Raw genomic sequence first — 21,129 nt, forward strand, 5'->3', positions numbered from 1 at the left:
CGCTACAGCATTACCATAGCGAGGGATTTTTGTCAACCTACCAACTCAATTTTCTTGCAGTTTGTTGTTAGCTTCTGTCAGTAGCAGCTACTGGCTCAAAGCTTGGAACCACCAACTCACCATTCTGCTTGGTGAGTTGATTGTACAGCCTTTCGGTATTCGGGAAATTCGCAGCAGGCAGAGTCGGAAAGCGACGGTAAGGAACAGTATCCTCGCCAAACGCCTCGGCATATTCAACGCTGTTCAACATCGCGTTGATAAAGCCCTTAATCCCTTTACTTGCCAAGATTTGGTTGTACGTCCGAATCTCCGCTTGATTGCGGGGAGCCCGGCCCAAGAAGTGCTTGGTTCCCAACTCAATTACCTTAGTATTGGGATAAGGTGCATAGAACTGTTTGATGTACAGCGACGAGCAGCCCAAAGCCTCTATGAACTCCTTGAGATTGATTTCCTTGTTGCCCAGTTTGCTTTCTAGCGCCGTGAATTCATTCTTCACAACATACGGGTTGATGTCGCGCTCAAAAATTTGACGGTAAGCAGCTTGAATTAAAGTTTTCAAAGCTACTTTGTCCGAAGTATTCGTCAGCTTGAAGACCTTAGTTTGTTCGCGCCGCCTGCTGACACCTTGAGCGAGGCTATTTTGTAACTCGAAATCGCCCCGATCGAGCGCAGTGCCGAGTTCGATAAACCGAGGAGTTTCGGGCGTCTGAGCTTGGACATTTTGCTCAGCGACGGAACCCGATCGCATCGTCCGCATCGACAAACCACCGGGAGTCACATAGCGCTCGTAGGGCACTGTATCTTCCCCAAAAGCTTCGTTGTACTCCGTGCTGTCCAGAATGCTATCGACCAGCGCGTAGAAACCCTTCTTGGCGCAAATGTCAAAGTAAGCGTTCATTTCCTGACGGCCGTAGGTAGGGCGTCCCAGGAGTCGGCGGTGAATGTACTCGATCGCCTTACAAACGTAGAGCTTGCTCCAGTACATATTGCGGAACACGTCAGACTTCGCCAACATCCGAATAAACTCGCGCATCGGAATCTCGCCGTTTTCCAGCTTAATTTCCGCCACCTTTTGGCGCTGGCCGTCGAACACGTCGCGACCAAACACTTGCAGGTAAGCAGCCCGAATCACCGCTTGTGTGGAACTTTCGGTAAATTTGACACTGGAAGCATTGCTGTAGCTGCTAGAGACACCGCGGGCAGTTTTCTTGGAAGCAACATAGTTGCTCGGTAACTGGTCTAATTTAAAGACCTTGGGGCCCAGAGAACCAGGAGCAGCACCGCGAGCCGCCGGATTGCTCAACTGATTGTCAATACCTGCACCTTGACGGATCAGGATGCGGCGGGTGTCCTTGCCGAAGGGAGCTGGACGGCTCTTGGGGTTGCGAGTTTCTTGCGGGAAAATCGCGCCGAACTGAATTTCTAAGGGGTCATTGCCAACACCGTAAACGTGCTGGTCTGGCAGAGGCTGGTTGTAGCCGGCAAACAAGGTGATGAACTGAGGAACCTTGCGGAACGGAGCGCTGAAATTGAACAAATCAATTTGCGGGCCCCAGTTGCGACATTCCTGAGCTTCTTGGCCCAAACCGCGCAGGTAAGGCACTGTTTCTTCACCGAAGTAATCGGAATACTCCTGGGAATAGACCATCGCGTCTACGAGGGCTGGCAGGCCGCCTTTGCTGACGATCGCAAAATACTTGCTAAATTCCTCCCGCGAGCTCAAACCGCGGCCTAGGAAGTGGCGGGCGGCCAATTCTACAGCACGGCTGTTGACAAACGGCTCGTAGAATTGCTGGCGGTACAGAGGAGATTTACCAAGGCGGCGAATAAACTCTTTCATCGAGATTTCGCCATTTTTGACCTTGGATTCCAAGTCAGAAATGCTTTGGCTGTATGCGCGGCTAATGTCGCGCTCGAATACTTGGCGGTAAGCTGCTTTGATTACTTCTAGCTTTTCGGCCGAAGACAGGCCGGTTTTCATGACGAATTTCGATCGTCGCTCGGCTGCGTTGAAGTAGATTTGAGGCAGTTGCAGCCCTTGCTGGTCGTTGCTTTCGCGCTGCCGCACCTTGTCTGAAGGTGTGGGAGCTTTGAATTCGGTAATAGCTACGTCGAAATACTGTCCGACGATCGCACTTGCCTCTGCATTGTTTCTGAAATATCCCAAAGATGCTGCCTTCATTTCCTGCATTGCCACAATTGTGGCCGCCGAAGAGCAAGCATTTTCGATGATTTCCCGCAATCCGCGCACGTTCACCGAAATAATGTTCGGGTCGCCAGCTACGATCGCGTAGGTGATATAGCGCAAAAACCAGCTCAAGTCGCGCAGAGATTTGGTCATGTTGCCCGGGCCGTAGCGCGAGACATTGATCGGCTGAAATCCTGCTGGGATTGGGCCGCTGTAGCCGCCACCGTTGCCAGAAAATAGATTTCCTAGCCCCAAGAATCCGCCGCCGCCACCGCCGTTGCCGCCAGCGCGGCTTTCTACGTAGGTGACATTTCCCAGTTTCATGCCTTCAGAGACATTCGCCGAGCCGCCGCGAGCCGCGCCTGCTACAGCCATCGCAGGTTCTTGTGGTCTTTCCAAAAATGCCAGCGGGGAACCGCCGGTAAAAATCCGGTTGGCTGCGCGGGATACTATCAGTTCCGAGTTTTGGGTCAGCGTCGCAGAGATATCGATCCGAAGAGCCCCTGAACTGAAATAACTTGCCAGTTCGCTGAGTTCGCCCCGCTGTAGAAAGCGGTCTTGCTGTTCTGCTTGCGAAATTGTTGCGACCGGTACAGTTTGATATAGTTGCGGACGCGCAACCGAGCTTCCACCACTTGCTTTTACAGTCATTAGACTCCTTAGCTCCCTATCCAAATAGTTGCAGCATTTAACCAGACTAACCTTGCCTTCTGATGCAGGTCAAAGTAGGTATTTTTGCTTTGTTTACTTTTTGCCTTTACCTGTCACGAGGTTCGGGCGCGCTTACTTTCTTAGATTAAAATGTTTTGGTTTCATCTTTCTGCCTGCGGGGAAATGTCCGATCCGAAGGCAGGCACGGGGTACTCCCTCCGCTGCACTCCGCCGGCATACCCGTGGAAAAAAAGACTCGGCAGGAGAGTTGCCTTTGGGCGATCGCAGCCAGTGCCTTGAATTAAAGGAAAAGAAAATCAAAAATTTTCTTCTGCCTGTTTCGGGGCTTTTGACTTTCTGCTGAAAGACGCCTCCGCTTTACCCGACAGTTCAGCGGTGGGTTATTGACAGTCCTGGTTTGTTAAAAAGCCTGTCGAGATTTATTGTATAGATTTAAGAGAGCTTATATGAGAAAAAATGATAAGTTTTATTACGCAGAAGCTGTCAGGGCTTGGCTACCAGGGGTTAGTCGATCGCCCGATCCCTCTGTTTCAGGCTTGCCCAACGCCAGCGAAGCGCCACTTTTGTTGCGAGTAACGCAGCAACAGAAGTGCATGGCGTAGCGCTGTTACTCCGTAGCTACTGACAACCAATCCCCAAACTCACGCACAATTGCCTCACCTATGGATACTACGCCTGATATCAGTGCTGCCGTACGGCGGCTTTACGATACTTTCCCTTTCCCGCCCGATCCTTTGTCAGATGAACCGCCCCCAGGCTACAACTGGCGTTGGAGTTGGCCTGATGCTTACAATTTTTGCACCGGCCAAAAGCCGCCAAAACTTGATGTTCGGATTTTAGACGCTGGCTGCGGCACTGGTTCGAGCACTGATTATCTGATTCACCTCAATCCAGAAGCTTCGGTGACGGCGATCGACCTGAGCGAGGGTGCTTTGAAAGTAGCACAAGAACGCTGTCGGCGATCGGGAGCGCGCGAAGCTGATTTTCGCCACCTCAGCCTGTACGATGCCGCCGAGTTAGAGGGCGAGTTTGATTTGATCAACTGCGTCGGCGTGCTGCACCACTTACCCGATCCGATCCGGGGCATTCAAGCGCTGGCTGCGAAGTTGGCGGAGGGCGGTTTGATGCACATTTTTGTGTATGCTGAGCTCGGACGCTGGGAAATTCAACTGATGCAAAGGGCGATCGGGCTTCTCCAAGGCCCGAAAAAAGGTGACTATCCCGATGGTGTGAAAGTGGGTCGTCAAATCTTTGCTTCTTTACCAGAAAACAACCGTCTTGTCAAGTACGAAAAACAGCGTTGGGCAGGAGAAAATCAGCGAGACGAATGTTTTGCTGATATGTACGTTCACCCGCAGGAAATTGACTACAATATTGAGACTTTGTTCGAGTTAATTGATGCTTCGGGATTGGAATTTATCGGTTTCTCAAATCCGGGATATTGGCAGTTAGAAAGACTTTTGGGGAAAGCGCCGGAATTGATAGAAAGAGCTCAGGGTTTGACGGAAAGAGAGCTTTATCGATTAATTGAATTGTTGGATACGGAAATCACTCATTACGAGTTTTTCTTGGGCAAAAAGCCTGTTAATAAAATTGATTGGTCGGACGATCGGGCACTTTTGGCGGCCATTCCAGAGTTGAGTGGTTGTATGCACGGTTGGCCGAGTCAACAAGTGTTTGATTGCAATTACCAATTGGTCAATTTGTCAAGTGCTGAGTTTGAGTTTCTGCAAGGTTGCAATACCAGAACTGTGGGAGAGATTTTGGCGGATGTGGAGATGGGATTGGATGAAGTGCGATCGATCTTATCAAAACAGCTAATTTTGCTAACACCGAAATTATAGGGCTTTTTGATTATTTGAACGAACCGCGAAGACGCGAAGTGCGCGAAGGAAGAACTGCATCTCTTTCTTTCTCTTCCTTCGCGTCCTTCGTGCCTTCGCGGTTCATTTAATCTTACTCCTAAAATCCCAAATGGATTGACACAGGCCCCCCTCTGCGGCTACGCTTTGAAGTTAGAGGTTGCTTTGCTTGTAGAGGAAGTAGCCGGCGTCGCCCAAAAATCTAGTTGCACTGCCCAAAGCTGTTGCGAGCAGCAATGGACAGCATAACCGCCAAACTGGGACAAGCAGTCTGGAGGCTAACGGAGTATGATAACACTCTCTGTAGCCGCCCTGCTATGTGTTGAAAAGCGGGGCGGCTGGGTTTTTGGGTTTTTCTAGAAAACCCAAAACCAGGAGAACATAATTATGTCACAGGAATTCTTGCCTGACGACAACAAATTCGATCGGCCAAATGACGACTCAGCAGCAGAATCGGAACAGGATGTGGTGTGTGTAACGGTGACAGGTTCGCCCAAGGGTGTCAGGGAAACCATACTCACTTTGTACCGCCTGGGATTTGCCCAAGTGGGCGATTGGAGTCCCGTACAACGTGCAGCTAATCCGAAGCAAGTAATGAGTGTGCTGATTCGCCGTCGGAAGCGCAAAGCGTAGGTGTTTGCTCGTTCCCAGGCTAAGGCCTGGGAACACATTCCATGAGCATCTGCCTCCTGTTTTTGTTTTTATCCGCTAGCGAGGCAGAGCCTCTGGATCTCGGTTCCCAGGCTCTAGCCTGGGAACCAGTTAAGAAGACCAACAAATATCAGGCACGTTATTTTACTAAATCAGGATAAGAGCATATCCTGATTTAGAGCCTCAAACATCTATAAATCAAGCTAGGCGGGGAAACTCAAAAATCCCCGCCTAGAGCTTGTAACCCTTACAGCTACTAAGTCGGTATATTTTCTAGTGCCGGATTAAGTATCGTATTAGTACAAATTATTTTACTACCATTATATATCATATCCCCACTAACAAAACCGAATGGATTACCAGAGTAATTGCCAACGGGCAAAGGACTGATAAACCATATCATCTTCTCACGAAATTCAAAATAATAATCTGACTTTATACCATCTATTTGTTTTAAATAATTGATAACAGTATGGTCAAAGTTAACTTCAACTTTTACACCAGAATCTTCACAAATAGGATTTGTCAATACGGCAGTGTATTCATCAACAAAACTAAATCTCAAGCTTTTTTCATGAGCTTGACCTTCTTGTATGTAAGTAAATCCTAAACGCCTATCAGGAGTAGACATAAGTTTTTCGTTGTAATGTACAAGTATGAATTTTAGCGTGTATCAACCCTTTATGTCTTACTACTTGAGATGTATTTACTAGAGATTTCCTTTCAGAACCGCCCCTCACGGCGCTGTGACCACTCCACCACTCCGAGCGCTCAGACCGAGGCAAGCGCATTAACCCACATTTCCCCGCCTAAGCCCTGTAACCCTTTCAGCATGGATGGTGTAGTATGTAAACGCTTTATGTACTATGTTAATTTATTAAACGAAACGAGGGGTCATCACTACCACCTTTAATAAGAATTAAATGCACAAAATCACTAATACAAATGCCTTGATTTCCAAACCATATATAATCACCAACAATCCCACTATAATTTTTGTATCTATCCCCGTTACTATTAACTACAGATCCTCGAACAATTGACTTTAATCTTTCCAAAAGCTGGGGTCTAGACATTCCATTTCCAGATTCTATTTGTTGCAAAAATTCTAATAAAGCTTGTTGACAATTATAGATTGCATAACTAATTGAAAATGAATTACTCGGATAAATTAACCATTGATTGTTAGAATTCCTTATGTGTTTAGCGTATTTTGGACTACGAACTATACCACCATTTGGCGACTGATCCCAGTGCGCTGATGCTCTAATAAATTCTTCGGCAAGCTCTTTTTCTATCCTTCCATTTGGTGTAATTTGTTGTACTTTAGATATGGCTGTATTAACTATCCTTCTTCTAAATTCTTGTTGTTTTCTCACTTCTTCTTGTTGTCTTAGTTCTTCTTTTTTTCTTATTTCTTCTTGTATCCGGTGTTCTTCTTGTTGTCTCAATTCTTCTTTTTTTCTCAGTTCTTCTTGTTGTCTGAGTTCTTCTTGTTGTCTCAGTTCTTCTTGTTGCCTTTTTTCTTCAGCTTCTTCAATTAATCTTTGTTCTTCCCAAAATTCACTCTCTAACTCGTTCATTTCTTTTTTTAATTCACGATTTATTAAACTAAATTTCTTCCTTAAATCTTTTATTTTTAATTCTAGCTGTTGAATCATCTCAAAAGTGATAGGTTTACGTTGAGGAATCCATTTATTTAATAAACACTCAATTTTTTCAACTTCTTTATGGTCAAATGTTATTACACTAGCTTCTTTGTTTTTTACGCCATTCCGAGTTAAATTCTGACTTCCTATAGTAGCAAATCGACCTGGTGAAATAATTATTTTTGCATGGAGTCTTGGTAAATGATAAAGTTGACATCCTATTTCATGTAAAATTTTTAAAGTTTTTAATGAAGAACCACCCGAAATAAAATTATGGACAGAAAAGATTGTGTATATCTCACAATTAACAACTTGTGAGTCTCTTAAAATCCCTTCTGCTGTTTTTGATGTCAAGTAAGGTGAAAGTATTATTAGCTTATCATTATCATCAAGTTTCTTAATTTCAGCGTGCCAACGACGGCTAATATTTTTTAAATAGTAGTAAGGTGGTTTTCGCATATTTTTTCAACAACTGAGTTAATTAAATAAATTATACAAAATAAAAACATCAATCATTTACATCTTAAGGTTTGAAGCATAAAAGCTAGACAGTGCGAAAGTCTCACCGCTCCCACCGCTCTCTCAAGGCGCTGTACCGCTCGACACTGCCAGCGCCCCGCTATCACCGCTCTCTGTGTGCCAACCCCTCCCACCGCTCCAATCCGATCGCTCCGACCGTGGCAACCTTGCCAGACGTTAGACCTACGCTAGACCCGCGAGCTTTGCCTGTGATGCAACTCTGCCAGCCTTACCACTGCCACAGGTGGAATCATGCCAAAACCCGCTAGACCCCGCCAGATGGTGCATTTTGTAGCCTTGCCTGTGGTGTCGGGGCGATCGACTTGACACGGGGCGATCGGACAGTGCTACCCAGCTTGTTAATTCAATGAAAATCACTGCGGCAGCCACTTCCCTCGGATGTGTAAATATTTTAATAACAATAGCAATCCTGGAAGGTAAAAGATGACACAAGCCCACAAACAGAAACTTACCTTTGAAGAGTACCTCACCTATGAGGACAACACCGACAACCGCTACGAATTAATTGATGGAGAGTTAGTAACATTGCCACCAGAATCGGGCCCCAACAATTTCATTGCTAACTATCTACTATTCACTCTGGCTAGTAGCGGGTTCATCCCACTGAGGCTGATCAGAACACATATGTGCGAAATCCAAGTTCCGATCCTGCGGGAGGGCGACGCAGCTAACCGCTACCCAGATTTGGTGGTTTTGCGCCCCGAACACATCTTGCTGACAGCAACCAGGCTAACCATCACCCAAACTATGCCACCTCCTCAGTTGGTTGTCGAGGTTGTTAGTCCAGGTAGAGTTGGGCGCGATCGCGATTACATTAGTAAACGAGCTCAATATGCGGCGCGGGGTATCCCTGAGTATTGGATTGTTGACCCTCAAGAGCAAATTGTAGCCGTACTTCAACTAGAATCGGGTGAGTATGTCGAAGTTGGGATGTTTCAAGGGGAACAAACACTTGTTTCTCCAACATTTCCGCAGTTGAATTTAACGGCTGGACAAGTTTTGGGAGGAGAGTTTCAGTTGTAGAATGCGCCAAATTGCCTAATTTTCACCTAAGCTACCTTGGGGCAAATTTCGACTTTGACAGTCATACCTACTTTATTGAGCATTGCAATCAGACTGTCAACGGAAAACTGCCCTATTTTACCTTGAGTTAGAGCTTTGATTCGATCGTTGGACTGTTGGAGATGTTGAGCCGTTTGATCGAGAGTCCAACCGCGCTCTTTAATCTGATGAGTCAGGGCGAGAATTAGTTGCGACCGGATTAGTAAGTTATCAGCTTCTTCAGATGAGAATCCGAGGTCTAGAAAGATATTATCGACTGCTTGGGTAATAGTATTTTCGCTCATTGTTCCGGTTCTCTTGAGTTTAAACGATTTTGTAACAACTCTTGGTAGCGTTTCTGCCCAACTTCGATATTTTTCTGGGCTGTTTTCTGAGTTTTCTTTTGGAAGGCATGGAGCCCATAAATAGCTTCTTCAAATCTAGCAATATAGAAAACCCGATAGGCATTTTCTGTCCGAATCCGAATTTATTCAACGCCTTTACCTACGATCGACATCGGTTTAAAGTCTGGTGGTTGTATGCCCTGCTGGAGAGTCCAAAGTGAAAAACCGGCTTCTTTTCGCGCATCTTCAGGAAGAGATTGGATTTCTTCGCGGGCAGGGCCAACCCACCGAATCGGCTTGAGGGTCATCGAGTTTGTTGAGAATCGAATACTGTGACAATTATACTCAAGTATTGCCTTAAGTATTTTATTTCTTCAGCGCTCTATGTCGGTTAGTTCAGCCGCCGATTTGAGACATTGTGCGGCTGTAATTTCCCTGAGTAGTTCCCGAATCTCGCTGCTTGAAATTAATCTCCGGTTTAATCTCCAATATCTGCCGCACTCGATCGCGCAATTCGCTTGTAGGAGTCCCACCACGGAGAGCAGTTTTTAAGTCAATTTGACCAGTTTCGTTCAGCAGACAAGGCCGCAGCCACCCGTCAGCAGACAAACGCATCCGGTTGCAGCGATCGCAAAAACACTCGGACATTTGGCTGATAAATCCTAAAGTGCCCTTCGCCCCCGGAATTTGAAACACATCCGCCGGCCCGTTACCGCGCACTCCCGACTCGGCTAACCCGTATTTGTCACTAATTTGTTGCCGCAATTCTGCTGAAGCTACCCAACCTTTATCGCCAAATAAATCCCCATTCCCGATCGGCATAAACTCAATAAATCGAACGTGCCAATTCCGGTTAATAGTTAACGCCGCTAAATCCAATATTTCGCTGTCATTCACACCGGGAATTACCACAACATTCAGTTTCAGCGGGTTGAATCCTGCTTGATAAGCCGCTTGAATTCCCTCCCAAACCTGCGTCCATCGCGATCGTCCGCGACTGCCAATTATCTTATCAAAAGTCTCCGGTTCCAGCGAATCCAAACTAATATTAATCCGGCGCAAACCAGCATTGTAGAGATTTTCCGCCATTCCCGCCAGCAAAAAGCCATTAGTTGTCATTGACAAATCTCGCGTTTCGGGCATTGAGGCGATCGACCTTACCAATTCCACCACCCCAGGCCGCAGCAGCGGTTCCCCTCCAGTCAAGCGAAACTTGGTAAATCCCACGGGTATAAAAACTTCCCGCAGCAGAGTTAGCAATTCCGAGTGAGTTAACAACTGCTGCTGCAATACATAGTCCAACTCGCTACCTTCCGGCATACAGTAGAGACAGCGGAAGTTGCAGCGGTCTATCAAGCTAATCCGAAGGTAGTCTACGGTATCCATGTCAATAGTTTGTAATATTATTTAATTATAAATGCTGACTCGATTTTCTGCAATTATTGATAGAGAGCAATAAACCTGCATCAATTTCTTTTCACCTTCCCCCTCCTCTCTTACTCTGCGCCCTCTGCGCCCTCTGCGGTTAATAAAAAAAATATCATTCACAACTCAAATAAACTTGCTAAATATATGTTTTTTGAATTTGAAGCTGATTTTGTGGAAGCTTTGCGCTGTATCCCCATGCAGGTACGTCTCAAGTTAGATACTTGCGGCATTAAATTGAAGTTGCAGGATTGGAATCATTTCAACCAAGCAGAACGGCAAAGTCTTGTAGAGTTACCTTGCTTGACAGAAGCAGAAATTATCGATTACCGAGAAAAGTTAAACCAAGTATTAATTAAACATACAGGCAAACCGGGAACTGATTTGGCTGTTGATGAAAATCCCCCGTGGATGGATGCTGCAACTTTACCAGAGTCGGTTTCTGCAAAAGCGCAAGAGCTCGGCGTGACAATTTCTTTGGCACAGTGGGCGAGTTTGCAGCCTCTACAGCGATTTGCTTTGATTAAGCTTAGTCGATCGAGCCACGAGAATAAAAATTTCATTCCGGCGCTTCAAGAGTTTAAGGTTATTGAATGAGATCGAATTTGAATTAACTCTTGTAGCGCGCAGAGGCAGACAACAGAGAGTTACCTGATCGATTCGGGCGATCGTCCTCTGTATTAACTCACTAAGTGAGGTTTACTTAGTGAGAAGCACGAGAACAATGTGTAAGAAAGTGGGGTCTGGCGGTAGGAGAGGTAGGGTGAGGTCGATCGGACATTTAACGGCTTGAGGTTTCCGAAGCGCCCGCCACCAAATCCTGAAAAGATGATTAATTTTATTTTAAGTATTGTTACCGCAGCGTGGTATGATTTTTCTGAGTTTGCAAAGCACTCGCCTGCTACCTGCATTAGTTTCTGAGCTTCGTGAACACGCAAAACACACCCACCGAACCCGCAGCAGCAAACGAGGATATTCCTCAAGCTGGCACAGTCTCGACAGTTTCGACAGCCTCGTCCGAGACTAGCAATCCCATGCAAGACTTTTATCGCCTCCAACAAGAGTTGTTGGCGTACACCCTTGCTTTTACGGCGATTATTTTTATCTCCGTTTGGATTTTTTACTCCCTCAATATTGCCCTGAATTATTTGCTTGGGGCGAGCACAGGTGTGGTTTACTTAAAGATGTTGGCTAGAGACGTTGAACGAATCGGCAGCCAAAATCAGCGCATCAGCAAGACAAGGCTCGGTGTGTTTTTAGCGGTGATGATAGTAGGAACACAGTGGAATCAGCTACAGATTTTACCGATATTTTTGGGATTTCTGACTTACAAAGCTGCGCTGTTGGTTTACGTGATCCGAAGTGCATTAGCACTAGACTACAGGTAGGTCAGGCAAGAAGAGCAAAACTCAACTCATCGATTTGTATGGGGAAGCCCGTTGAATGGCAATGCTTGACGTTCTAAACACCTTTAATCGTTTCCCCCTCGCCGAATTGGAAGTTGGCCAGCAGTTGTACTGGCAACTCGGCAATCTGAAAGTGCACGGGCAGGTTTTTCTAACCTCGTGGTTTGTAATTGCTGTTTTAGTCGTAGTTTCGATTTTAGGAACCCGCAAAATCCAGCGAATTCCCAGCGGAATGCAAAATTTTATGGAGTATGCGCTGGAATTTATTCGGGACTTGGCTAAAAACCAAATTGGGGAAAAAGAATATCGCCCTTGGGTACCGTTTATTGGTACATTATTTCTGTTCATCTTTGTGTCAAACTGGTCTGGCGCTCTAATTCCTTGGAAGCTGATTAAGCTGCCATCAGGGGAATTGGGAGCTCCTACCGCTGACATCAACACGACGGTAGCATTTGCACTGCTGACTTCTCTAGCATATTTTTATGCAGGTCTCAGCAAAAGCGGCTTGGGGTATTTCGCCCACTATGTTGAACCGGTGCCTTTCATGTTGCCGTTCAAAATCATAGAAGATTTCACTAAGCCTCTGTCCCTAAGTTTCCGTTTGTTTGGCAACATTCTTGCGGACGAATTGGTGGTCGGAGTGCTAGTGTTGCTAGTGCCTTTATTTGTTCCTCTGCCAGTGATGGTTCTGGGACTATTTACGAGTGCAATTCAAGCTTTGATTTTTGCTACCTTAGCCGCCGCCTACATTGGTGAAGCTCTAGAAGGCGGTCACGGCGAAGAACACCACGATTAACTAACGATAAACGGCGAAGCATGAGGGAGGAAAAAATAAATTTCTGAACTTAAACTTTCTGCCGTAAAATCGGACAATTCTCTAGACTTTCTGTTCTCCATTTTGTACTTTAGATAAGGAAAATCATCATGAACCCAACAGTTGCTGCCGCTTCCGTAATTGCCGCCGCTTTGGCAGTAGGTTTAGCTGCAATCGGCCCTGGCATCGGTCAAGGAAATGCAGCAGGTCAGGCTGTAGAAGGGATTGCCCGTCAGCCGGAAGCAGAAGGTAAAATTCGCGGCACCTTGCTGTTGAGTTTGGCGTTCATGGAAGCGCTCACAATTTACGGTTTGGTCGTAGCCCTAGTGCTGCTGTTTGCCAACCCCTTCGCATAATAATTGAAAATTTTAGATTTGAGGTTTTGGCGATTCTAATCCAAAATCTCAAATCTAAAATCGATTAAGCGAATTAGATGGAAGCCGTCAAAAAATCATGATGCACTGGACAGTATTACTAGCAGTTGAAGAAGCGGCTAAGGAAGGGGGACTGTTTGATATAGATGCTACGCTGCCTCTGATGGCGGTGCAGTTTTTAATTCTAGTCGCAGTCTTGAATGTAATTTTTTACAAGCCGCTCAGCAAGTCAATTGACGATCGCGCCGATTACATTCGCAACACTCAAGTCTCCGCCCAAGAACGCTTGGCAAAAGCTCAGCAACTAGCGCAGCAGTACGAGCAAAAACTGGGAGAAACTCGCAAACAGTCTCAATCAGTAATTGCGGCTGCTCAAGCTGATGCCCAAAAAATTGGGGCAGCAAAAGTAGCTGAGGCTCAACAAGAAGCTCAAGTCGCGCGAGAAAAGGCTGGGCAAGAAATAGAGCAGCAAAAGCAAGAAGCAATGCGCTCACTAGAACAACAAGTAGACGCGCTCAGCGGCCAAATTCTCGAAAAGCTATTAGGGCAGTCGCTGGCCAAATAGCGAGACAGAAGAGTTTTAGATTTTTGATGGAATCTCAAATCTAAAATCGCTTCACCCAATCTGCACGCGCAATTATGGAAGAGTATCATGGGGACTGTTTTATTGCTAGCCACAGAAGCTAGCGGCGAAGGTGGTTTCGGTTTAAATTTCGATATTTTAGAAACCAACCTGATTAACCTGGTCATTATTATTGCAGTGCTGTTTTATTTCGGGCGCGGATTTGTAGGTAAAATCCTGACAGAGAGGCGTTCGGCCATCCAAGAGGCGATTCAAGAAGCAGAAAAACGCCAAAAAGATGCAGCAGCAGCTCTAGCAGAGCAACAGCAAAAATTGACTCAAGCGCAAGCAGAAGCCGAACGAATTCGTGCCGCTGCTGAAGAAACTGCCAAGAAAGCAAAAGAAGCAATTCTAGCTCAGGCAGCGCAAGACGTTGAACGTATGAGAGCAACAGCAGGTCAAGAGTTGGAAGCGGAGCGGGAAAGAGCGATCGCCCAACTGCGATCGGCGGTTGTATCTCTGGCATTAGCAAAGGTGGAAAGCCAGCTAAAAACTAGCTTGGACGACGGCGCTCAACACCAATTAATCGATCGCAGCATTGCGTTACTGGGAGGCTAAAAAGTGAGTACAGTCAGCACAGAAGTCTTACAGCCTTACGCATCTGCCTTGATGTCACTGGCTCAGTCCAACAATCTCTCAGAGAAGTTCGGCGAAGACATTCGTTCCTTGCTGAGCCTGCTAGAAGGTTCGGAAGACTTGCGTCAATTTTTAGGTAATCCGCTGGTAAAACCGGATGCTAAAAAAGCCGTGATTCAGCAAATAGCGGGTGAAGAAATGAGCCCCTTGATGCACAGCTTTCTGAAGCTATTAGTAGACAAAGGAAGAATTGTTTTTTTAGAAGGAATTGGCAAACAATACTTGGCAAGGCTCCGAGAACTCAACCAAACAGTATTGGCTGAAGTTACATCGGCAGTCCCGCTTTCAGACGCTCAACAGCAGACTGTTCGCGAGAAAGTGCAGGCGATGACCAGCGCTAGTCAAGTAGAAATTGAAACCAAAATAGACGCAGATTTAATCGGCGGCGTGATAATCAAAGTAGGCTCTCAAGTAATTGATGCCAGCCTGCGGGGACAATTGCGGCGTCTGGGAATTCGCTTGAATTCCTGATTTAAGGAAGCAGGAGGAAGGAAGAAGGAAGTAGGAAAAAGGAAGAAGGAAGAATCAAACCGGAAGCAGAAATAAATGAATTTCTGTTTTTGAGTTGTTAGTCCCAAATGCTTATTACCAAATCCCACTTCTTTCTGGCAGAAAACATCGACTGACAACTGACAACTGACAACTGACAACTGACACATAATAACTGACATGGCAGCAATCAGACCTGACGAAATTAGCAGCATTATTCGCCAGCAAATTGAGCAGTACGACCAAGACGTAAAAGTCTCTAACGTCGGTACTGTTCTGCAAGTAGGCGACGGCATTGCCCGGATTTATGGCTTGGATAAAGTCATGTCTGGGGAATTGCTAGAATTTGCCGACGGCACCGTGGGCATTGCACTGAACTTGGAAGAAGATAACGTCGGCGCAGTGTTGATGGGCCAAGGCCTCGGCATTCAAGAAGGTTCGGCAGTTACTGCTACTGGCAGAATTGCTGAAGTCCCCGTGGGTGAAGCAATGTTGGGACGGGTAGTTGATGCTTTGGCCCGTCCGATTGACGGCAAAGGAGAAATTAAAACTACTGAATCTCGCTTGATTGAATCTCCGGCACCGGGGATTGTTTCTCGCCGTTCTGTTTACGAACCGATGCAAACAGGAATTACCGCTATTGATGCGATGATTCCGGTGGGAAGAGGACAGCGGGAACTGATTATCGGTGACAGACAAACCGGTAAAACTGCGATCGCTATCGACACGATTATTAACCAAAAATCGGAAAACGTGATCTGCGTTTACGTAGCGATCGGTCAAAAAGCTTCTACAGTAGCTAACATCGTCAACGTCCTGCAAGAAAAGGGCGCGATGGACTACACGATCGTAGTAGCAGCCAACGCTAGCGACCCCGCAACCCTGCAATACTTGGCTCCCTACACAGGTGCTAGCTTAGCCGAGTATTTCATGTACAAAGGCAAGCACACTTTGGTCATTTACGATGACCTTTCCAAACAAGCACAAGCTTACCGCCAAATGTCTCTGTTGCTGCGACGTCCTCCCGGTCGCGAAGCTTATCCCGGAGACGTATTTTACCTGCACTCTCGCTTGCTAGAACGCGCTGCTAAATTGAGCGACGAGTTGGGCGAAGGCAGCATGACTGCTTTGCCGATTATCGAAACCCAAGCTGGTGACGTTTCTGCTTACATTCCGACGAACGTAATTTCGATTACCGACGGTCAAATCTTCCTTTCTTCTGACTTATTTAACGCTGGTTTGCGTCCGGCAGTAAACCCCGGTATTTCCGTATCGCGGGTAGGTTCGGCGGCTCAAACTAAGGCGATGAAAAAAGTAGCCGGTAAGGTGAAACTGGAATTGGCGCAGTTTGAAGAACTGGCAGCATTTTCTCAGTTTGCTTCTGACTTGGATAAAGCTACTCAGAATCAATTGTCGCGCGGTCAGCGCTTGCGGGAACTGTTGAAACAGCCCCAAAGCTCGCCTCTGCCGATGAACGAACAAGTGGCTGTAATCTATGCCGGTATTAACGGTTATATGGATGACATTCCGGTGGAAAAAGTCAGCAAGTTTACTGTTGGTTTGCGCGACTATTTGCGGACTAGCAAGCCGAAGTACGGCGAAATTGTTCAAGGCGGAAAAGCTTTGACTGATGAAGCTGAAAAGCTGCTGAAAGAAGGCATCACTGAATACAAGCAAAGTTTTCTAGTTTCTGCGTAGTAGACAAGTAGGAATTTTGAACCGCAGATGAACGCGGATTAACGCAGATAATCTGAAGTTAATCTGCGTTACTCTGCGTTCATCTGCGGTTTTAATTAAGAAGATGCGGGCAAGGATGTAAGGAGAAAGTTATGGCAAATCTGAAAACTATTCGCGATCGCATTAAGTCGGTCAAGAACACTAAAAAGATTACAGAAGCAATGCGCTTGGTGGCCGCTGCAAAGGTGCGCCGCGCTCAAGAACAGGTGACTGCTACTCGACCTTTTGCCGATCGACTGGCAGAGGTATTGTATGGTTTGGCGGAACGCTTGCAGTTTGAAAACCTGGATTTGCCGCTGCTGAAAAAACGCGAAGTGCGATCTGTGGGACTGTTGGTAGTTTCGGGCGATCGGGGTTTGTGCGGCGGCTACAACAGCAACATCATCAAATACGCCGAAAATCGCGCTAAGGAAATCAAAGCTGAAGGCTTAGACTACAAATACGTGTTGGTAGGACGCAAAGCTACTCAGTATTTCCAGCGCCGCGAACAGCCGATCGATGCTACTTACGCTAACTTGGAACAAATTCCCACAGCATCGGAAGCGGCACAAATTGCTGACGAATTGCTTTCTTTGTTCCTGTCGGGAACTGTGGACAGAGTTGAGCTAGTTTACACCAAGTTTGTGTCGCTAATTAGTTCGCGTCCGGTAATTCAAACTTTGCTGCCCCTCGACCCCCAAGGTTTGGAAACTCCCGATGATGAAATCTTCCGCTTGACATCGCAAGGCGGACAGTTTCAAGTATCGCGCGAGAAGGTTTCTGCACCTACTAAGAAGAGTTTGCCCAGGGACATGATTTTCGAGCAAGATCCGGCGCAAATTCTGGAGGCTCTTTTGCCCTTGTATTTGAACAACCAATTGTTGCGGGCTTTGCAAGAGTCTGCTGCTAGCGAGTTGGCGGCGCGGATGACGGCAATGAACAATGCTAGTGAGAATGCTAGCGATTTGATCCGTAGTTTGACGCTGACTTATAACAAGGCGCGGCAAGCAGCAATTACTCAGGAAATCCTGGAAGTTTCCGGCGGTGCTGAGGCTTTGAAGGGTTAGGTTAGGGTTGACAATTTGTTGATTTTATGGTATGCGTCTGAGGGAACTCAGGCGCTTTTTTTATTTATAAAGTTGTTACAATTGACCACAATGTACTAACAAAGCCAAACTCAAGATTTTTTGCAGAAACCGGGTTTATGGGCGTAAATCATACCTAAATGACTTAAATTAACGCTCTGTAGCGTTTTTCGCGGAAAACGGCATTTATTGCACTTTGGCATTAGTATGCACTAAGGCATATAGTTAAATTAATGCACCTGTATGCAAAAAGCTGGTTTTTAGGCAAACTACATAAAAATGTAAAAATGTATATGTTGTAAAGCCTTGAGCCTGTATGGATGAAAACAAGACTGTGGCTATTAGAGTAGAAATGCCGCCGGAGCTGCGGAACCGATTTAAGTCGGCTGTTGCTAGGGACGGTAAAAATATGAGGGATGTTTTGCTGGAATTTATGGAGCAATATGTCATGAAGGCTGAGCAACCAAAAATAGAAGCAAGTCAAAACCAAAACAACACATAGCTGCTGTGTGCAGTGGTGGAGCGATCGCATACAGGGCAAGACATTTAGTTTTTAAACTGTAAGGGAAGTCTGAAGTGAGGAGCGATCGCGTACCGAATCCAAAGCCAGAAAACGTACACCATGTTACAGATCCCGAACTCTGTGAAAAGATGGGCGAAAAATACAACTGGCGGTTAAAAGAAATCCGAGTGACTCGTAACACCCCCCCTGATGTGGCTTGCGTGTTTGACGGGGAACAAACCTCGTTTCAGGATATGTGGCAAGATTACCAAGATTAAAGGAAAGGGAGGAAAAATGACTAAAAAAATCTGGATTGTCTACAAAACCGAAAGCATGAGTGCTCCCGGCTGGGAACAACGTCAGCTTATGCCGAGGGGCAGTGTAACTAATATACTTTGGGAAAATTGGACTTGGGAAGAAAACCCAGAAATTCCTCAAGTAGGGGACAAAACCCGCGATTATGAAAATCTATCTGACCCCGGTAATGGAGTCACCCACGGGAAAGATGGAGATTGGGTAGTTACTCGCGTTCAGCAGTTTTTTGCTTCGGATACTGAGGAGCGAATTGTGGTGTGTTACTGTTCTTACCAACCTGTTACATCTGATTGGGAAGCGCTACAACGGGGTGAGTCTGTCAATCAGATGCTAGCAACTGTCGAGCAATATTGAGTGGATAATTAGTTCGTAAAAGCGATCGACTATTCCTGCACAATCTCATACAAATCTTCGATCGACAAATCAAAAGTCCTAGCCAACTTGTGCAAGGCCGTCACATCAACTGTTGCTAATCCGGGCGATCGGGCATAGGTTCTGAGCGTGCTGTAGACTACGCCCGATCGCTCTGAAACTTCTTTCAGCGTCCAGCCCTTCTCGGCAGCAAATTCTCGAACCCGCAACTTAATTAATCCCATAACCTCTTGACATTTGACTAATATAAGTCATACAATTGTATTGTAAAAAGCGATCGCCCCAACGTCTGGAAAACTTAAAGACGATCGCCTATCAAAGTTCAAATCCCATATAAGGGACTGATCTATCTATCAAATTCCCAAATCAGGAATCGATCTATCCAAATCAGGAATCGATCTATTCAAATCAGGAAACTTATCAACTATGTTAGCAAGCTTTCGACCAAAATCAACCCCCAGACACAGATTGAGCCGGTTTGTCACAAAAGAGGCGATCGCGCGGCTGCTGAAAATCAAGGTAGAACAAATATATCGCTTCGAGTGCTGGGCGCATATCCTGTACGTGCACGCCAAAGGCATGAGTCGGTTTGTGAGTTATGCCGACTTTCCGCCTGTTTTGGGAGTGGAATCGCCCTCTGGTTTAGATTTTGGTTATTGGAAGCGGCGGATAGCGAGTCAGAAACAGAGACACGCGCCGGATTTTTGGGTGGATTTTTATGCGGCAAGATTTCAGAAAGCTGTTTGTGTTTCTGAATTGTTGGAGTGGGGGGAAATGGTGGGGGTGATTAAATTGATGTTAAGTGCGATCGCCCTGGAGTCGCTGCGAAAGGTTTACGCACAAGAGAAATCTCTGCTGGAACATTTCTAAATACTAAATGATTAACGATCAGGATTTTCTGCACGGTGCAGCGTTCTTAAGATTAATTAACTCGGGCTCTAGGATTACCATCACCCATGCCTTTGAAATACATCAGTCAATATACTTAGTTGAAAGTGAGAGCAGTAAGTCAGCTATTCTCTTCAAAGTTTCTAAGAAAGCTACTTCTGCATGGTCTTTCACGTTGAGCGCTCAGGAAAAATCTGCTCTAGCTACTGTGTATGACAAGTATCCTGACTTTTCGGCATTTATCGCGCTAGTTTGTCACAAAGACGGTATCTGCTGTATAGCTGAAGAGCGATTGTGGAGTATAGTTGATAAAAATGCAGATATTAGTGTTCAACACATATCCGTGTCTAGGCGACCTCACGGAAGTTACCATGTAAGTGGCCCAGGCAGGCAGCAGATGAATCAGACCGTACCTCAGAATGATTGGCCTCGCGTAGTTTTGTAAAATAAAAAAACCGCCATGAGTAAAATTTCTATTAAAAATGATGGCTATTGTATCAACAAGTTTCTTGACAGGATTAAGAGCAAACTTGGAGACACAGAAGCAAAGCAGTTAAAGCAAGCTGCTGTTGAAATTGTTCAAAATTGCGTTGATGTTTACTCAACAACATTTGGCTCTGGTGATGTTGGTGCTACAGGAACAGGTATTGTTAGCAATCATCATAAAGGCAAAATACCTAATGGTACTACTGGACTAATCTATGGCAAAGTCCAAAGCGGCAAAACTAATACTACCATTGCTACGCTAGCACTTGCTGAAGCTAATAAATTCCGTTGCTTCATTGTATTAACGTCTGATAATACATGGCTGGGAAAACAAACAGCAGAGCGTTTCACCAATCAGATCAAAGGTGGCCCTGTTGTCCGTAATTGGGAACAATGGAAAAATGATCCCACAGAATTTGGTAATCAACTGCACAACTATATTAATGATACTGGTGTTGTCTTAGTCTCCACAAAAAATGGGCGTCATCTTGAAAACTTGCTTGACGTTCTAAAGTCTGCTAAAGCCAGTAGCGTACCCACTCTGATCTTTGATGATGAGGCTGACAATGCTAGTCTAAATACCAACGAAGCCAAGCAAGCTAAGAAGGAAAAAAATACAGTTACTGATAGTAAGATATTTGAATTAATAGCCAAAATTAGGCAACAAGTTGCTAATCACATATATTTACAAATCACAGCTACCCCTCAAAGCTTGTTGCTGCAAAATATTGATCACCCCTGTAAACCAGCATTCTGTGTACTCTCTAAACCAGGCAAAAATTATATAGGAGGAGACAAATTTTTTGAACAAAATAGCCAACATTGCTGTCCGGTGGAAGCTGAAGAACTGGATAAGTTAAAAAAACAGAGAGGAAAAATAAACCCTGGAGATGATTGGGATATGCCGCCAGGGCTGAAATTAGCTTTGTGCTGTTTTTTTGTAATTGCTCAACTAGGGGAAAAAAGGGAGCCATCAATAGAGAGAGCTTCTTGAATGGATTGATAAGCAGTTAAACCCTGTCGCTTCCCAGTATTGACAACTGAACGAACGG

The 21,129-nt window shown here is 45.7% G+C and carries 28 protein-coding genes; 20 read left to right on the forward strand and 8 right to left on the reverse strand.

Annotated elements, in window-relative coordinates; genetic code table 11:
* Positions 1-67: 67 nt before the first annotated feature.
* Complete coding sequence (locus tag NDI35_RS22805) at positions 68-2,839, reverse strand: phycobilisome rod-core linker polypeptide (protein ID WP_445314717.1); 2,772 nt, start codon at positions 2,837-2,839, stop codon at positions 68-70.
* Between the two features lie 467 nt (positions 2,840-3,306).
* Here NDI35_RS22805 and NDI35_RS22810 point away from each other — a divergent pair, with 467 nt between their 5' ends.
* From NDI35_RS22810 to NDI35_RS22825, 4 genes are all read left to right on the forward strand, one after another.
* The gene (locus NDI35_RS22810) at positions 3,307-3,462 is read left to right on the forward strand and encodes a hypothetical protein (protein ID WP_445314718.1); all 156 of its coding nucleotides are present in this window, start codon (positions 3,307-3,309) and stop codon (positions 3,460-3,462) included.
* 60 nt (positions 3,463-3,522) lie between these two features.
* On the forward strand, positions 3,523-4,704 hold the full coding sequence (locus NDI35_RS22815) for a class I SAM-dependent methyltransferase (RefSeq protein WP_445314719.1): 1,182 nt from the start codon (positions 3,523-3,525) through the stop codon (positions 4,702-4,704).
* Positions 4,705-4,839: 135 nt separating this feature from the next.
* A complete protein-coding gene (locus NDI35_RS22820; RefSeq protein WP_333305540.1) occupies positions 4,840-4,971 on the forward strand; it encodes a hypothetical protein in 132 nt (43 codons plus the stop codon).
* A gap of 138 nt (positions 4,972-5,109) precedes the next feature.
* Positions 5,110-5,355, forward strand: coding sequence for a hypothetical protein (locus tag NDI35_RS22825; protein WP_193972035.1), 246 nt, complete (start codon positions 5,110-5,112; stop codon positions 5,353-5,355).
* A gap of 274 nt (positions 5,356-5,629) precedes the next feature.
* Here the strand turns inward: NDI35_RS22825 and NDI35_RS22830 are convergent, their stop codons facing one another.
* The gene (locus NDI35_RS22830) at positions 5,630-6,004 is read right to left on the reverse strand and encodes a hypothetical protein (RefSeq protein WP_445314720.1); all 375 of its coding nucleotides are present in this window, start codon (positions 6,002-6,004) and stop codon (positions 5,630-5,632) included.
* A 238-nt stretch (positions 6,005-6,242) separates the two neighbouring features.
* Positions 6,243-7,481 (reverse strand): phospholipase D-like domain-containing protein, encoded by a 1,239-nt coding sequence (locus NDI35_RS22835; RefSeq protein WP_445314721.1) that lies wholly within the window; start codon positions 7,479-7,481, stop codon positions 6,243-6,245.
* A 92-nt stretch (positions 7,482-7,573) separates the two neighbouring features.
* Here NDI35_RS22835 and NDI35_RS22840 point away from each other — a divergent pair, with 92 nt between their 5' ends.
* Together NDI35_RS22840 and NDI35_RS22845 are read left to right on the forward strand one after the other, a co-directional pair.
* Positions 7,574-7,810 carry a hypothetical protein gene (locus NDI35_RS22840; RefSeq protein WP_445314722.1) on the forward strand — a complete coding sequence of 79 codons (237 nt, stop codon included), beginning with the start codon at positions 7,574-7,576 and terminating at the stop codon, positions 7,808-7,810.
* Between the two features lie 175 nt (positions 7,811-7,985).
* Entirely contained in the window at positions 7,986-8,585 is a 600-nt protein-coding gene (locus tag NDI35_RS22845; RefSeq protein WP_445314723.1) for a Uma2 family endonuclease, read from the forward strand.
* 26 nt (positions 8,586-8,611) lie between these two features.
* Here NDI35_RS22845 and NDI35_RS22850 read toward each other — a convergent pair whose 3' ends face one another.
* The 4 genes from NDI35_RS22850 to moaA all read right to left on the reverse strand — a co-directional run bounded on the left by NDI35_RS22850 (position 8,612) and on the right by moaA (position 10,333).
* The gene (locus NDI35_RS22850) at positions 8,612-8,908 is read right to left on the reverse strand and encodes a helix-turn-helix domain-containing protein (protein ID WP_242717105.1); all 297 of its coding nucleotides are present in this window, start codon (positions 8,906-8,908) and stop codon (positions 8,612-8,614) included.
* Positions 8,905-9,090: a type II toxin-antitoxin system RelE/ParE family toxin gene (locus NDI35_RS22855; protein WP_445314736.1), complete on the reverse strand. Its 186-nt coding sequence runs from the start codon at positions 9,088-9,090 to the stop codon at positions 8,905-8,907. Before NDI35_RS22855 ends, NDI35_RS22850 begins: the two co-directional genes overlap by 4 nt.
* Positions 9,091-9,255 (reverse strand): hypothetical protein, encoded by a 165-nt coding sequence (locus NDI35_RS22860; RefSeq protein ID WP_445314724.1) that lies wholly within the window; start codon positions 9,253-9,255, stop codon positions 9,091-9,093.
* Positions 9,256-9,343: 88 nt separating this feature from the next.
* Positions 9,344-10,333 (reverse strand): GTP 3',8-cyclase MoaA, encoded by a 990-nt coding sequence (gene moaA, locus NDI35_RS22865; RefSeq protein ID WP_445314725.1) that lies wholly within the window; start codon positions 10,331-10,333, stop codon positions 9,344-9,346.
* Positions 10,334-10,519: 186 nt separating this feature from the next.
* Here moaA and NDI35_RS22870 point away from each other — a divergent pair, with 186 nt between their 5' ends.
* The 12 genes from NDI35_RS22870 (at position 10,520) to NDI35_RS22925 (ending at position 18,685) form a co-directional block, all read left to right on the forward strand.
* Positions 10,520-10,969 (forward strand): nitrate reductase associated protein, encoded by a 450-nt coding sequence (locus NDI35_RS22870; protein ID WP_445314726.1) that lies wholly within the window; start codon positions 10,520-10,522, stop codon positions 10,967-10,969.
* A gap of 329 nt (positions 10,970-11,298) precedes the next feature.
* Positions 11,299-11,760 (forward strand): ATP synthase subunit I, encoded by a 462-nt coding sequence (locus NDI35_RS22875; protein WP_006631103.1) that lies wholly within the window; start codon positions 11,299-11,301, stop codon positions 11,758-11,760.
* 55 nt (positions 11,761-11,815) lie between these two features.
* Positions 11,816-12,574 (forward strand): F0F1 ATP synthase subunit A, encoded by a 759-nt coding sequence (gene atpB / locus NDI35_RS22880; RefSeq protein WP_333071398.1) that lies wholly within the window; start codon positions 11,816-11,818, stop codon positions 12,572-12,574.
* Between the two features lie 128 nt (positions 12,575-12,702).
* Entirely contained in the window at positions 12,703-12,948 is a 246-nt protein-coding gene (gene atpE, locus NDI35_RS22885) for an ATP synthase F0 subunit C (protein WP_006631105.1), read from the forward strand.
* A 97-nt stretch (positions 12,949-13,045) separates the two neighbouring features.
* A complete protein-coding gene (locus NDI35_RS22890) occupies positions 13,046-13,531 on the forward strand; it encodes a F0F1 ATP synthase subunit B' (RefSeq protein ID WP_006631106.1) in 486 nt (161 codons plus the stop codon).
* Between the two features lie 87 nt (positions 13,532-13,618).
* Entirely contained in the window at positions 13,619-14,146 is a 528-nt protein-coding gene (locus NDI35_RS22895) for a F0F1 ATP synthase subunit B (RefSeq protein WP_333048365.1), read from the forward strand.
* Positions 14,147-14,149: 3 nt separating this feature from the next.
* Positions 14,150-14,695 carry an ATP synthase F1 subunit delta gene (gene atpH, locus NDI35_RS22900; protein WP_445314727.1) on the forward strand — a complete coding sequence of 182 codons (546 nt, stop codon included), beginning with the start codon at positions 14,150-14,152 and terminating at the stop codon, positions 14,693-14,695.
* Positions 14,696-14,893: 198 nt separating this feature from the next.
* Positions 14,894-16,411, forward strand: coding sequence for a F0F1 ATP synthase subunit alpha (gene atpA / locus NDI35_RS22905; RefSeq protein ID WP_445314728.1), 1,518 nt, complete (start codon positions 14,894-14,896; stop codon positions 16,409-16,411).
* 131 nt (positions 16,412-16,542) lie between these two features.
* The gene (locus NDI35_RS22910; protein ID WP_445314729.1) at positions 16,543-17,496 is read left to right on the forward strand and encodes a F0F1 ATP synthase subunit gamma; all 954 of its coding nucleotides are present in this window, start codon (positions 16,543-16,545) and stop codon (positions 17,494-17,496) included.
* Between the two features lie 334 nt (positions 17,497-17,830).
* The gene (locus NDI35_RS22915) at positions 17,831-18,016 is read left to right on the forward strand and encodes a copy number control protein (protein ID WP_190657378.1); all 186 of its coding nucleotides are present in this window, start codon (positions 17,831-17,833) and stop codon (positions 18,014-18,016) included.
* A 74-nt stretch (positions 18,017-18,090) separates the two neighbouring features.
* Complete coding sequence (locus NDI35_RS22920; protein WP_333331495.1) at positions 18,091-18,294, forward strand: hypothetical protein; 204 nt, start codon at positions 18,091-18,093, stop codon at positions 18,292-18,294.
* Positions 18,295-18,310: 16 nt separating this feature from the next.
* Positions 18,311-18,685 carry a hypothetical protein gene (locus tag NDI35_RS22925; RefSeq protein ID WP_445314730.1) on the forward strand — a complete coding sequence of 125 codons (375 nt, stop codon included), beginning with the start codon at positions 18,311-18,313 and terminating at the stop codon, positions 18,683-18,685.
* Between the two features lie 29 nt (positions 18,686-18,714).
* On the opposite strand, the gene NDI35_RS22930 is transcribed toward NDI35_RS22925, so the two are convergent.
* On the reverse strand, positions 18,715-18,927 hold the full coding sequence (locus NDI35_RS22930; protein WP_332958465.1) for a helix-turn-helix domain-containing protein: 213 nt from the start codon (positions 18,925-18,927) through the stop codon (positions 18,715-18,717).
* Positions 18,928-19,129: 202 nt separating this feature from the next.
* Here NDI35_RS22930 and NDI35_RS22935 point away from each other — a divergent pair, with 202 nt between their 5' ends.
* Both NDI35_RS22935 and NDI35_RS22940 read left to right on the forward strand, forming a co-directional pair.
* Positions 19,130-19,573 (forward strand): hypothetical protein, encoded by a 444-nt coding sequence (locus NDI35_RS22935; RefSeq protein ID WP_445314731.1) that lies wholly within the window; start codon positions 19,130-19,132, stop codon positions 19,571-19,573.
* 478 nt (positions 19,574-20,051) lie between these two features.
* On the forward strand, positions 20,052-21,071 hold the full coding sequence (locus NDI35_RS22940; protein ID WP_445314732.1) for a hypothetical protein: 1,020 nt from the start codon (positions 20,052-20,054) through the stop codon (positions 21,069-21,071).
* Positions 21,072-21,129 lie beyond the last annotated feature (58 nt).

It is taken from the genome of Microcoleus vaginatus FACHB-2002 (genome assembly GCF_040004035.1).
Taxonomy (GTDB): Bacteria; Cyanobacteriota; Cyanobacteriia; order Cyanobacteriales; family Microcoleaceae; genus Microcoleus; species Microcoleus vaginatus_C.